Raw genomic sequence first — 11699 nt, forward strand, 5'->3', positions numbered from 1 at the left:
GCCGGTCGCCGGTCTGCACGGCGCGGGCCGCGCGGTCCCCCGCGACCGGGGCGCCCACTGGCTCACCCACTTCCGCGTCACGGACGCGGACGTGGCACTCGCCCGGGTGACGGCCCTCGGCGGCCGCGTACTGGAACCGGCCCGCCCGGGCACGCGGGGCCGGGCGGCGACGGTGGCGGACCCGGAGGGGGCGGTGTTCGCAGTGCTCCAGGCAGGCGGCTGATACCCGACGGCCTCGGCGATTCACTCCTCCCGGGCACGCGCCGCCCGCCTGCAGCGCCACAGTTCCTCGGCGTACGGCAGGACGACGCCTGCCGTGACGACCGCGCCGAGGGCCACCAGGCAGGGGGTCGGGAGCGGGGGTTCCTTGGGCAGGAGGCGCCAGTCGTGCGGGCCCGGGCCGCCGTGGAGGGTGGCGCGGACCTGGTCGGGGTGGAGGGACGCGGTGAGGGCGAGCGTGGTGAGGGGCAGCACGTTCAGGAGGTTGTGGAAGCACTGCTCGACCGGGCGGGTCTCTCGGGCGCCGGTGGCCAGGGAGGCGTCGTAGACGGCCGTGGCTCCTTGGGTGACGGCCGCTCCGGTCATCACCGTGAGCACCAGGGGGTTGACCCGGGCGAGCAGTCCCAGGACCAGCGGCACCCCGGCCTCGGCCACCATCAGCGCGTGCGCCGCCGACTCCTGGGTGCCGGTGGTGCGCTCGACGTGGGCACGGCGGCGCAGCCACCAGTCCGCCACGGCGGGCACCGCCCACAGCGGCAGGATGCCGAGCAGCGGGGAGCGGCGGTCGGCATACTCGGGCTCGGTGGGACGGGTGGCGTCGGTGGCGTACGGCCCGGCGAGGTGGAGGTCGGTGCCGCCGTGTCGCCGGTGCCGTCGGGTCGTACCCGGCACATGCGGGACCACGTGGGGTGCGATCCGGACCACCCGGTACGCGAAGCGCGCCTGAGGGGGCCACGCCCAGCGGGGTACGTGTCGGGCCACGCGGTACGCGAAGCGCGTCGTGCGCGGCAGCAGACGCAGGGCCATGGGGATCCTCCGTGTCGTCACCGACCGGACGGCCGGACCGGGCCTTCGGTCCGCCCCCAGTACCCCGTTCCAGCGGGGTGACACGACGGGACACGACGGCGAGGCCCGACGCACGATCGGGCGCGTCCGGGGTACTCGGCCTCTCGTCCGTACGCTCCGTTCCTGCGAGTCCCCCCTGCGAGGTGCCGCACATGCCCAGCCGCGACGACCGGCCGCGCGCCGCCGTGTTCGACGTGGACGGAACCCTCGTCGACACCAACGCCCTGCACGTGGTGACCTGGTGGGAGGCGTTCCGCCAGGCCGGGCACGCGGTGCCGACGCACGAGATCCACCGCTCGGTCGGGCTGCGGTCCGCCGACCTCGTCGCCTGGCTGCTCGGCGAGGAGCGGGCCCGCGAGGAGGCGGAGTCGCTCGGCGCGGCGCACAAGGCGCTGTACGGCCAGTACTTCGGGCGGCTCGAACCCCTGCCGGGGGCGGCGGAACTGCTGCGCCACCTGGCCGGGGACGGCTGGCAGGTGGTGCTCGCCACCTCGGCAGGCGGCCAGGAGCTGTCCGCGCTGCGGCGCGCGCTCGACGCGGACGAGGCGATCAAGGCCACCGCGAGCGCCGACGACGTGTCCGAGGGCAAACCGGCCCCCGAGCCGGTCGAGCAGGCGCTGGAGCTGGCCGGGGTGCGACCGGAGAACGCCGTGTTCGTCGGGGACACCGTGTGGGACATGCGGGCGGGCAGCGGCGCGGGGGTGCGGTGCGTGGCGCTGCTGTGCGGCGGCATCCCGCGCGCGGACCTGGAGGAGGCGGGCGCCGACGCGGTCCACGCCGACCCGGCCGCGCTGCTGGCCGTGCTGCGGACCGGTGCGACGTGGCCACCGGAGTGATGTCCGAGGTCAGGGGTACCCGCACGAAATGAAATGCCGGAAATGCCCGGTTCGCTGAAGCCGGACCGGTGAACCCAGACCCGTGAACGCGGACCGGCGAGCCCGGCCCCTGCGACCGCAACCCCCGCACCCCCGGAGGCCCCCCGTGCGCGAGGTGACCCCATGACCGCCACTCAGACCCTGACCGCCCCCGGGCGGCTGCGCTGCTGGGTTCCCCGGGGTGTCTACTCCCCCCAGCTCGACACGGGTCTCCTCCGCCGGGCCATGCGCCGCGAGCGCATCGCCCCGGGCCGTACGGAGATCCTGGACCTCGGCACCGGCAGCGGACTGCTCGCCGTGGAGGCGGCCCGGCTGGGCGGCCGGGTGACCGCGGTGGACATCTCGTGGCGGGCGGTGCTGACGACCTGGTGGAACGCGCGGCTGAACGGCCAGACGGTCCGGGTCCGTCACGGGGACCTCGCGTCGGCGGTGCCGGGCCGCCGGTTCGACCTGGTGGTGACGAACCCGCCGTACGTCCCCGCGCCCGCCGCCGCTCCTCCGCGCGGCCCCGCCCGCGCCTGGGACGCCGGGACGGACGGCCGCATGGTGATCGACCGCGTCTGCGACACCGCGCCGACGGTCCTGCGCCCCACGGGCACGCTGCTGCTCGTGCACTCGCACCTGTGCGGCGTGGACGACACCCTGACCCGTCTCGCGGCGGCGGGACTGTACGGCGAGGTCGTGGACCGCGCCCGGCTGCCCTACGGCCGGGTCCTGCGCTCCCGGCTGGCCTGGCTGCGCGAGCGCGGTCTGACGGCGGAGGGGACGACCGAGGAGCTGGTGGTGATCCGTGCCGAACACGCCTGAGCACCCCCGTCGCGTCCGTGTCCGCGTCCAGCGCGACGGCCCGCTGCTCATCGAGGGGCCGGTCGAGGTGGTGGACGAGAACGGCCGGGTGTCGGTGTCCGACCGCTTCCTGGTGGCGGTGTGCACGTGCCGCCGCAGTCGTATGTACCCCTGGTGCGACACCAGCCACCGCCGCCACGCCAAGCGGCGCGGGGAGGGCACGGCATGACGACGACCCGTCTGCGCCCGCCCCCGCTCCCCACCGCACGCGGCCCCCTCTCGGTGGCCGTGCTCACCGCTCTGCGTGACGGCACGGGACCGGATGCGCCCGCGCCGCTGCCCGATGCCTACGGCGACGACCTCCAACTGGCCCTCTACACGCTCTACGAGCTCCACTACCAGGGCTTCGCCGACGTACCCGAGCACCTGGAGTGGGACCCCGGTCTGCTGGCCCTGCGCGCCCGCCTGGAGGACGGTTTCCTGGAGGCCCTGCGCGCGGACGTACCCATACGCCCGGACGAGACCCCCGAAGCCGCGCTGGACGAACTCCAGGTGGAGCCCGCCGACGGGGGCGGTGTCTCGCACTTCCTGCGCGACCACGGCACGCTCGGGCACGCGCGCGAGTACGCGGCGATACGCTCGCTGTACCACCTCAAGGAGGCCGACCCGCACGCGTGGGTCATCCCCCGGCTGCGCGGGCGGGCGAAGGCGGCCATGGTCGCGGTGGAGTACGACGAGTTCGGCGCGGGCCGCGCGGACGAGATCCACGCGCAGCTGTTCGCGGACCTGATGGCGGACCTCGGCCTGGACACCGCGTACGGGACGTACCTCGACGCGGCACCCGCCGAGGCCCTCGCCACGGTGAACCTGATGTCCCTCTTCGGGCTGCACCGCGCGCTGCGCGGGGCGCTCGTCGGCCACTTCGCCACGGTCGAGGTGACCTCCTCCCCCGCCTCCCGCCGCCTGGCGCAGGCGCTGGAGCGGGTCGGCGCGGGCCCGGCGGCGGTGCGGTTCTACACCGAGCACGTCGAGGCGGACGCCGTGCACGAGCAGGTCGTACGGCACGACGTGGTCGCGGGCCTGCTGGAGCACGAGCCGCACCTCGCCGACGACGTGGCCTTCGGCGTCCGCGCGACGACGTACCTGGAGGACCGCTTGGCGGAGCGGCTGCTGAGCGCGTGGCGGTCGGGGGCCACGGCCCTGCGGTCCGGCTACTCGGAGTCCGCCGGGGCCGGCTGAGCCAGGCCCGCCGTCCACTTCTCCTCGATGCGGGCGACCTTCCAGATGACCAGGGCGAGGACCCAGGTGAGGAAGAACAGGCCGACGATGACGTAGCCGATGATGTTGAGGTCCAGGCCGGAGACCCAGTCCCAGAAGGCGCCGTGGAGGTGGGCCTTCTCGGCGATCAGGCCGAGGAGTTCGACGGTGCCGATGATGAGGGCGACGGCGACGGACAGGCCGGTGATCGTGAGGTTGTAGTAGACCTTGCGGACCGGCTTGGAGAAGGCCCAGCCGTAGGCGAAGTTCATGAACGAGCCGTCGATGGTGTCGAGCAGGCACATCCCCGCCGCGAACAGCACCGGCAGGCACAGGATCGCGTACCAGGGCAGCCCGGAGGCGGCGCCCGACCCGGCGAGGACGAGCAGCGCGATCTCGGTCGCGGTGTCGAAGCCGAGGCCGAAGAGCAGGCCCAGGGGGTACATCTGCCAGGGCTTGGTGATCGACTTCATCAGGCGGCCGAGAATGCGGTTCATCAGGCCGCGGTTGTTGAGCTGCTCCTCAAGGGCGGCCTCGTCGAAGTGGCCACCGCGCATCTGCCGGAAGACCTTCCAGATCCCGGCGAGGATCAGCAGGTTGATGATCGCGATGACGTACAGGAAGACCCCGGAGACGGTCGTACCGATCCACCCCGTGACGCTGTGCAGCGTGGAGTTGTCGTTCTCGACCGGTCCCGCCAACGCCTTCACGCCGAGCGAGAGCAGGAAGGCCAGCGCGAACACGATGCTGGAGTGGCCGAGCGAGAACCAGAACCCGACCGACAGGGGCCGCTTGCCCTCGTTCATCAGCTTGCGGGTCGTGTTGTCGATGGCCGCGATGTGGTCGGCGTCGAAGGCGTGCCGCATCCCGAGGGTGTACGCGGTGATGCCGATGCCGACCCCGAATGTCTTCGTCCCCAGGCTGTAGTGCTCCGGCGCCACGATCGCCACGAGCGTGAACCAGCCGATCACGTGCAACGCCACGATGAAGGCCGCCATGCCTCCGAGCCGCGCCCACTCCTTGCGGCTCATCGATGCGCGGACACGGTGCCAGGATATGGCGCGGCCGGTGGCGGGGCGGGTGAGCACGGGATCGGAAGGGCCGGTCATGGAGGCGGGGTCTCGCTTTCGGACGTGACTTTTCTCAGCCTCCAGGTTTCTGCATATGAGTTGCAATAACAAGCTGAGAGCAGGAAAGTCCGCACCAGATTTGGGTCAACACCCGGGAAAAGGGCGTCATGGCGGACGGCACGTGGAGATGGGCCACCGACCCGCGCTTCCCCGTCTGGTGCGTCACCTTCACCAGGGACCTGACCCCCGACGAGGTCCTGCGACGCTACGGAGCGGACCCCCGCACGGCACGGATGCTTGCCCGGGGCGAGGCCGGTGGCCTCTACGACCTGGCCCTCCACGGGGGTACGGTGCTGCGCGCGGGCACGGCCGACGGGTGGGCCTTCTGCTACGAGGACGTGGGCGGAGCGGGCTCCCGGTCCGGTCTCCTCGGCACCCTCTCGCGCGGTACCGAAACGCTGTCCCTCCTTCACGGGGGCGACGGGACGAACCACCTGGCGTACTGGCGTGACGGAGAGCGCATCGACTTCGAACTCGGCCCCACCGGCGGAACGTCACGGCACGCCGGGCTCGTGCCTGCCTTGCGGGCCGTCACCCGGCATACGGGAGTCTCCCTCGGCGCGGACGACCTCGAAGGCCCTCTGCTCACCGCGTACCTCGCCGAAGCGGCACCGCTACGCAGCCCGGTCACGGGAGGCGCCGGTACGGCGACCGTGGGGCGCCCCCTGGGCGCGGTCCGGCCCGCCTCGGATCCGAAGCACCGCTGACCGTCACGACGGGATCTCGTACTCGGCCCAGACCGTCTTCCCGGGCCCCTCCGTACGTGGATGCCAGTCCCACCGGGCGGCCAGCCGCGACACCAGCAGCAGCCCCCGCCCGGCCTCCCCGAGGCTGGGGTCCAGCAGTCGAGGCACACGCTCGCCCCGGGTGTCGGTCACCTCGACCCGCACGGTGCGGATGCCAGGCAGGACGCGCAGGCCCAACTGGAAGTCCCGGCCGGGGACATGCCCGTGCCGGACCGCGTTCACGGTCAGCTCCGCGACGATCAGCACGATCGCGTCGTGCGCGTCGGTGCGGTACGGCACGTCCCACGCGTGCAGCCGTACGGCCGCGAGGTGGCGGGCCAGTCGGGCGCCCCGGGGCGTGGAGGTGAACCGCATCTCGAAGGCGTGCGGCGCGGTGATCAAGTTTCGCGTGAGGCCGGGGAGTTGAGCGGGGCCCTCGATCCGGGCGGGATTGCTCGTCGTGCCTACGACGATCCCGTTGGTGGCGTAGCGTGACCAGCGGTGACGCACTGACGCGGCCCGGCTGTACGCGTGCTGTCGTCACGGGTACGAGGCGCGCGGCGTGACGGGGTTCCCCGCGAGACGTTGAAGACCGGGGAGGCGATGGTCCGATGACGGAGCAAGTGACGGAGTCGCGGGGTTCCGACAGCGAGGGCGGAAGGCGTCCGGAGGACGGGGCGGGGCGGAGCGTGATGATCGCCTTCGGTCAGACCCTGAAGACCCTGCGGATCCGGGCGGGCATGGAACGCGAGGAGTTGGCCAAGCTGCTGGGCTACTCCGTCTCCACGATCGCGTCGTTCGAGCAGGGGCGGCGGATTCCGTCACCCGAGACGATCGACCGAGCGGACGAAGTGCTCGGCGCGGGCGGGTTGTTGCGCCTGTGGAAGGAGCAGGTGGAGCGGGCGCAGTATCCCGGTTTCTTTCAGGGGATGGCGGGGCTGGAGAAGGAGGCGGTTGAGTTGCTCTCGTACAACCTACCTGTGCTCAACGGCCTCCTCCAGACCGAGAAGTACATGAGGGCGCTGCTCACCATGAGGCGTCCCGCTCTGGACGAGGAGATCATCGAGCAGCGGGTGACGGCACGGTTGGCCCGACAAAACATCTTCGACCGGCGGCCCACACCGCTCCTGAGCTTTGTGCTCGACGAGTCGATTCTGCACCGCCCCTACGGGGGTAGGAACGTACTGCGCGAACAGTTGGAGCACCTGTTGTTGATCGGGCAAAAGCGGAGTGTCGAGATCCAGGTGATGCCACTCGAATCCGAGGAAAGCGCAGGCGTGGATGGGCCGTTCACCGTGATCACACGCAAGGACGGCAAGAAGTTCGTGTACACCGAAGTGCAGGGCGTGAGCTCTCTGCAAACCGAGGCGGAGCAAGGGGTTCAGGCCGCTGCCCGCTATTGGGATCATCCGATCACAGGCTCTCCGTCCACGAGAGTCGATGAAGCTCATTGAAGGGTTGCTGGATCGCTATGAACAACACTGAGTCCTCGACTGCCTTCTCCGGCCTGGCCTGGTTCAAGAGCAGCTACAGCGGTGCCGAGGGCGGCGAATGCGTAGAGGTCGCGGCTGCTCCTGCAACCGTGCATGTCCGGGACTCCAAGGTCACCACCGGCCCCATCCTCACCGTCTCCCCCTCGGCATGGACGGAGTTCGTCGGCCTGGCCTCGAAGGGATGCTGACAACGCCATGAACGAGGCCGGGTCCTCAACCACCACCTGGGTCAAGAGCAGCCACAGCGGCACCGAGGGCGGCGAATGCGTGGAGATCGCGGCCGCTCCGGCAGCCGTGCACGTCCGAGACTCCAAAGCCACCACCGGCCCCATCCTCACCATCTCCCCCTCGGCCTGGACGGAGTTCGTCGGCCTCGCCTCGAAGGAGTGCTGAAATGGCCATGAACGACCCCGAGTCCGCGACCGCCGTCTGGTTCAAGAGCAGCCACAGCGGAGCCGAAGGAGGTCAGTGCGTGGAAGTCACGCGCGGCACGGCCGCCATGCACATCCGCGACTCCAAGGTCACCACCGGCCCCGTCCTCACCGTCTCCCCCGCCGCCTGGACGGAGTTCGTAGGGGCCGTCAGCCCGATGTGACCGGCAGTACGTCCGGGGACAGCGTCGCCGCCTGGGCCGAGGCTGCCGTCATGCGCCGCAGGTGATGGCGGCGGCAGAGGACCTCGTAGCCGACCTCCTCCACGGAGCGGTTGACGTCGCCGATGACGACCTGGGCGCCCTCGACGACCATCTCGCCGCCGACGGTGCGGGCGTTGTGGGTGGCGCGGGCGCCGCACCAGCACAGGGCCTCGACCTGGAGGGCCTCTATGCGGTCGGCGAGTTCGATCAGCCGCTGGGAGCCGGGGAAGAGGCGGGTGCGGAAGTCGGTGGTGATGCCGAAGGCGAAGACGTCGAGGCCGAGGTCGTCCACGATGCGGGCAAGCTGGTCGATCTGCTCGGAGGTGAGGAACTGCGCCTCGTCGGCGATCACGTAGTCGACCTTGCCGCCTTTGGAGAGACGGTGGACGAGGTAGCCGTAGAGGTCCATGCCGTCGGCCGCCTCCACCGCGTCGGTGACCAGGCCGAGGCGGGAGGACAGCTTGCCCTCGCCCGCGCGGTCGTCGCGGGTGAAGATCAGGCCGACGAGGCCGCGCGCGGAGCGGTTGTGCTCGATCTGGAGAGCCAGCGTCGACTTCCCGCAGTCCATCGTTCCGGAGAAGAACACCAGCTCGGGCATGAGGAGTTGAGCACCTTTCGGGGAGTGGGGGGAGGAGAGGTCAGGAGCGTACTTCGAGCAGCGGGACCAGCTGCTCGGCGGGGGTCATCGAGCCGTGGTTGCCCACCATGAGCGACTCCTTCGGCTCCCGCTCGGACGCGGTGATCAGTACGTCGTCGTACGCGGCCGCGACCACGTCCCCGATCCGGAGGTACACGCGGTCGTCCACGTGGGGGCCGAACCAGCCCGCCGCGATGGCCTCGTCGCGGGAGGCGATCCAGAAGCGGTCGCCGAGGACCTCGCGCCAGCAGGTGAGGACGTCGGTCTCGGCGCCGGGGACGGCGTACACATGGCGGGCGCGGCCCTCGCCGCCGAGCAGGGCGACGCCCGCGCGCAGCTCCCAGTCCTCGTCGAAGTCGATGCGGTGCTCGTCGCCGAAGGGGATGTCGATCATGCCGTGGTCGGCGGTGACGTAGAGCGCGCTGCGTGGGGGCAGCTGCTCGGCCAGGCGCTGGGCGAGGCGGTCGACGGTCATGAGCTGGCCGCGCCAGGTGTCGGAGGCGACGCCGTAGCGGTGGCCCGCGCCGTCCAGCTCGGCGTAGTAGGTGTAGACGAGGGAGCGGTCGCCCGCCGCGAGCTGCTCGGCGGCGACGTCCATGCGCTCCTCGCCGGTGAGCCGCCCGACGAAGGTGCCGCCGCTGAGCGCGACCTGCGTGAGCGGGGTGTCGCGGAAGGTGGGCGAGGAGACCTGGGCGGCGTGCACGCCCGCGCGCTCGGCCAGCTCGAAGACGGTCGGGTACGGCTGCCAGACGTGCGGCGGGGTCCAGGGGCGCCAGCGGAGCTGGTTCATCAGCTCGCCGGTCGCGGGGTCGCGGACCGTGTAGCCGGGCAGGCCGTGGGCGCCGGGGGGCAGGCCGGTGCCGACGGAGCCGAGGGAGGTCGCGGTGGTCGCCGGGTAACCGGCGGTGAGCGGGCGCCCTGTGCCGCCGCGCGAGGTGCCGAGCAGGGAGTTGAGGAACGGGGCCTCGTCGGGGTGGGCCCGCAGCTGCTCCCAGCCGAGGCCGTCGACCAGGAAGACGCAGACGCGGTCGGCGGGGGTCAGCTCGGCGATGGTGGCGCTCATGCCGGGTACGCCGAGGCCCGCCGCGAGGGTGGGCAGGAGGTCGGCGAGCGAACCGCTGCCGTACTCCGGCAGCGGCGCGGTGTCCAGGGCGAGGGGTTCGTAGGCGTCCCAGGCGGCGGGCTGCGACATCAGCGCGCGGAGTCCGCGGTCGCCGTCGCCTCGGAGACGGCCTGGGCGAAGGCGAGCGCCTCGCGCACCGTCTCCGGACCGTCCCCGGCCTCGCTGACGCGCAGGCTGAGGTCGTCGGCGGTGGAGCTGCCGGTGTAGCCGTGGTCGGCGTCGCAGTTGGGATCGCCGCAGGCGGCAGGCTCCAGGTCCAGACGGCTGACCGCGCCCCAGCCGACGGTCAGCACGACCTCGCGGGGCAGGGTGCCGGGGGTGTACTTCTCCGGGTTCGCCACGACCCGGCTGACCACCACGGACGAGATCCGGCCGATCTTCACCGACTCCGTGGAGGTGGTGGCGTACGGCGTCGGGGAGGTGCTGTCGGCGGCCTGCTCGTCGGTGTGGCTGACGAGGAAGCGGGTGTCGGTGAGGACCAGGACGGTGACATGACGGCGGACCTCGTTCTGGTCGAACGTGGTCTCCTGATGCACCAGGTACGACCGCACGGGCTCGCCGCCCACAGCGGCCTCCACCGCCTCGGCCACGAGGGCCGGGTAGTAGCCGCTGCGCTCGATCGCCGCGCGGAGCCCCTGGGTCGTCGTACTGGTCTTGGCCATGGCGTCCATCCTAATCCGTGGAGGGGGGCGCTCCGGGCCAGTCAGGGGGGCGGACGGGGGCTTCCGTGCCGTGACGCCGGGCACGCTCGAACAGTCCCGGGACGACGTCCACGCGCTCGGCGGCGACCAGGCAGGAGACGGGGTCGCGGCCGCCCCCGTCGGCCTCGAAGGCGACCACCACGGGTGACTCCTCGCCGAGCGTCCGGGCCAGGCGCTCCCGCTCACCGGCGGTCGGCGCGCGGAAGACGGGGTCCTGGAAGGCGGGCGGGCACGACACGAAGAGCGGGGAGACGAAGACCACCTCCAGGCCGTGGTGGTACGTGAGGTCGTGGCCCGCGGCCAGGATGAGCCGGCCGGCGTCCCACGTCACCACCTCCCAGTCCCACCAGCTCCCCTCGGGCAGCGACTGTCCGGCGATCTCCATCTCGCCTCCCCTCCAGTGCGGCGACGGCGTGTCCAATACGGCGGCCTGTCAGTACACCGGCAGCGTGCGCGGGCCCAGGTCGTCCCGCGCCGGAGGTGGGGCCAGGCGGATCGTGGCGTCCAGGACGGTGAGGCCGTGCTGGGCGACGACGACCGGTTCCAGGGTGACCGCGACCACCTCCGGGTGGTCGTCGACCAGGCGGGAGACCCGGAGCAGCAGCTCCTCCAGGGCGGGCGTGTCCACGGGGGTGGAGCCGCGCCAGCCGAAGAGGAGGGGGGCGGTCCGGATGGAGCGGACCAGTGAGGACGCCTCGCGTTCGGTGACCGGGACCAGCCGGTGGGCGGTGTCGCCGAGCAGCTGCGAGGCGGCTCCGGCCAGCCCGAAGGACAGGACCGCTCCGGCCGCCGGGTCGATGACCGCCCGTACGACGGTGTCCACGCCGCGCGCCGCCATCGCCTGCACCACAGGCCGCAACTGCTCCGCCGGTCCGAACAGCTCGGTCAACTCCGCGTAGGCCCGCCGCAGTTGCTCCTCGTCGGCGAGGTCGAGCCGTACTCCCCCGAGGTCGGCCCGGTGCCGTAGATGCGGGGCGGTCGCCTTGAGCGCGACGGGATACCCCAGCGCGTGGGCCGCCTCGGCGGCGGCGTCCGGGGTGGGCGCGGGCAGCGCGGGGCGGACACGGATCCCGTAGGCGGCCAGCAGTTCCCGGGTGTCCTCGGGCCCGACGGCCAGCCCCTCCCCGCGCTCCAGCAGACCGGCGATCAGCTTGGCGGCGCCCCGCTCGTCGATGTCGTCGTACTCCGGCACCTTCCCGGGCTCGGTCGCCTCCCGCCGCCACTGGGCGTACTTCACAGCCTCGGCGAGGGCGCGGACGGCCCGTTCGGCGGC

Annotated in this window: 17 protein-coding genes and 1 pseudogene; 10 read left to right on the plus strand and 8 right to left on the minus strand. The window is 72.2% G+C overall.

The genetic code is table 11. The features are described from left to right. Positions 1 to 223, plus strand: a 223-nt coding sequence (locus tag GTW40_RS26670) for a VOC family protein (protein ID WP_275564640.1), incomplete at its 5' end; no start/stop codon positions are given. 20 nt (positions 224 to 243) lie between these two features. On the opposite strand, the gene GTW40_RS26675 is transcribed toward GTW40_RS26670, so the two are convergent. After that, positions 244 to 1026, minus strand: coding sequence for a diguanylate cyclase (locus GTW40_RS26675; protein WP_161182717.1), 783 nt, complete (start codon positions 1024 to 1026; stop codon positions 244 to 246). 191 nt (positions 1027 to 1217) lie between these two features. On the opposite strand from GTW40_RS26675, the gene GTW40_RS26680 reads away from it, so the two are divergent. The 4 genes from GTW40_RS26680 (at position 1218) to GTW40_RS26695 (ending at position 3965) form a co-directional block, all read left to right on the plus strand. Continuing rightward, positions 1218 to 1901 (plus strand): HAD family hydrolase, encoded by a 684-nt coding sequence (locus tag GTW40_RS26680; RefSeq protein WP_161182718.1) that lies wholly within the window; start codon positions 1218 to 1220, stop codon positions 1899 to 1901. A 162-nt stretch (positions 1902 to 2063) separates the two neighbouring features. Further along, positions 2064 to 2747 carry a HemK2/MTQ2 family protein methyltransferase gene (locus tag GTW40_RS26685; protein WP_161182719.1) on the plus strand — a complete coding sequence of 228 codons (684 nt, stop codon included), beginning with the start codon at positions 2064 to 2066 and terminating at the stop codon, positions 2745 to 2747. Then, positions 2731 to 2955: a CDGSH iron-sulfur domain-containing protein gene (locus GTW40_RS26690; RefSeq protein ID WP_161182720.1), complete on the plus strand. Its 225-nt coding sequence runs from the start codon at positions 2731 to 2733 to the stop codon at positions 2953 to 2955. Before GTW40_RS26685 ends, GTW40_RS26690 begins: the two co-directional genes overlap by 17 nt. After that, positions 2952 to 3965 (plus strand): iron-containing redox enzyme family protein, encoded by a 1014-nt coding sequence (locus GTW40_RS26695; protein WP_161182721.1) that lies wholly within the window; start codon positions 2952 to 2954, stop codon positions 3963 to 3965. The genes GTW40_RS26690 and GTW40_RS26695 overlap by 4 nt, the downstream gene beginning before the upstream one ends. Here the strand turns inward: GTW40_RS26695 and GTW40_RS26700 are convergent. Then, a complete protein-coding gene (locus GTW40_RS26700) occupies positions 3938 to 5092 on the minus strand; it encodes a HoxN/HupN/NixA family nickel/cobalt transporter (RefSeq protein WP_237525724.1) in 1155 nt (384 codons plus the stop codon). The two genes, GTW40_RS26695 and GTW40_RS26700, sit on opposite strands and share 28 nt — an antisense overlap. Positions 5093 to 5220: 128 nt before the next feature. Here GTW40_RS26700 and GTW40_RS26705 point away from each other — a divergent pair, with 128 nt between their 5' ends. Continuing rightward, a complete protein-coding gene (locus GTW40_RS26705) occupies positions 5221 to 5820 on the plus strand; it encodes a DUF6461 domain-containing protein (protein ID WP_161182722.1) in 600 nt (199 codons plus the stop codon). Between the two features lie 3 nt (positions 5821 to 5823). Here the strand turns inward: GTW40_RS26705 and GTW40_RS26710 are convergent, their stop codons facing one another. Continuing rightward, positions 5824 to 6348, minus strand: coding sequence for an ATP-binding protein (locus GTW40_RS26710; protein ID WP_161182723.1), 525 nt, complete (start codon positions 6346 to 6348; stop codon positions 5824 to 5826). A 182-nt stretch (positions 6349 to 6530) separates the two neighbouring features. Between GTW40_RS26710 and GTW40_RS26715 the strand changes: the two are divergent. The 4 genes and pseudogenes from GTW40_RS26715 to GTW40_RS26730 all read left to right on the plus strand — a co-directional run bounded on the left by GTW40_RS26715 (position 6531) and on the right by GTW40_RS26730 (position 7926). Beyond that, positions 6531 to 7323 (plus strand): annotated as a pseudogene (locus GTW40_RS26715) (helix-turn-helix transcriptional regulator). Further along, positions 7310 to 7519, plus strand: a complete 210-nt coding sequence (locus tag GTW40_RS26720) for a DUF397 domain-containing protein (RefSeq protein WP_161182724.1) — start codon at positions 7310 to 7312, stop codon at positions 7517 to 7519. The pseudogene GTW40_RS26715 and the gene GTW40_RS26720 overlap by 14 nt, the downstream one beginning before the upstream one ends. Before the next feature lie 7 nt (positions 7520 to 7526). Further along, positions 7527 to 7724, plus strand: coding sequence for a DUF397 domain-containing protein (locus GTW40_RS26725; protein ID WP_161182725.1), 198 nt, complete (start codon positions 7527 to 7529; stop codon positions 7722 to 7724). A 7-nt stretch (positions 7725 to 7731) separates the two neighbouring features. Next, positions 7732 to 7926, plus strand: a complete 195-nt coding sequence (locus tag GTW40_RS26730; protein ID WP_161182731.1) for a DUF397 domain-containing protein — start codon at positions 7732 to 7734, stop codon at positions 7924 to 7926. Here GTW40_RS26730 and GTW40_RS26735 read toward each other — a convergent pair. The 5 genes from GTW40_RS26735 to GTW40_RS26755 form a co-directional block, all read right to left on the minus strand. Next, positions 7913 to 8563, minus strand: a complete 651-nt coding sequence (locus tag GTW40_RS26735; RefSeq protein ID WP_161182726.1) for a thymidine kinase — start codon at positions 8561 to 8563, stop codon at positions 7913 to 7915. The two genes, GTW40_RS26730 and GTW40_RS26735, sit on opposite strands and share 14 nt — an antisense overlap. Positions 8564 to 8603: 40 nt before the next feature. Beyond that, positions 8604 to 9794, minus strand: a complete 1191-nt coding sequence (locus tag GTW40_RS26740; RefSeq protein ID WP_161182727.1) for a nucleotide pyrophosphatase/phosphodiesterase family protein — start codon at positions 9792 to 9794, stop codon at positions 8604 to 8606. Further along, the gene (locus GTW40_RS26745) at positions 9794 to 10396 is read right to left on the minus strand and encodes a DUF5998 family protein (RefSeq protein WP_161182728.1); all 603 of its coding nucleotides are present in this window, start codon (positions 10394 to 10396) and stop codon (positions 9794 to 9796) included. Before GTW40_RS26745 ends, GTW40_RS26740 begins: the two co-directional genes overlap by 1 nt. A 1-nt stretch (position 10397) precedes the next feature. Beyond that, complete coding sequence (locus GTW40_RS26750; protein WP_161182729.1) at positions 10398 to 10811, minus strand: hypothetical protein; 414 nt, start codon at positions 10809 to 10811, stop codon at positions 10398 to 10400. A 48-nt stretch (positions 10812 to 10859) separates the two neighbouring features. Continuing rightward, on the minus strand, positions 10860 to 11699 hold an 840-nt coding region (locus tag GTW40_RS26755; RefSeq protein WP_202486468.1), incomplete at its 5' end, for an acetate--CoA ligase family protein.

The organism is Streptomyces sp. SID4985 (genome assembly GCF_009863025.1).
In the GTDB taxonomy this organism is placed as follows: domain Bacteria; phylum Actinomycetota; class Actinomycetes; order Streptomycetales; family Streptomycetaceae; genus Streptomyces.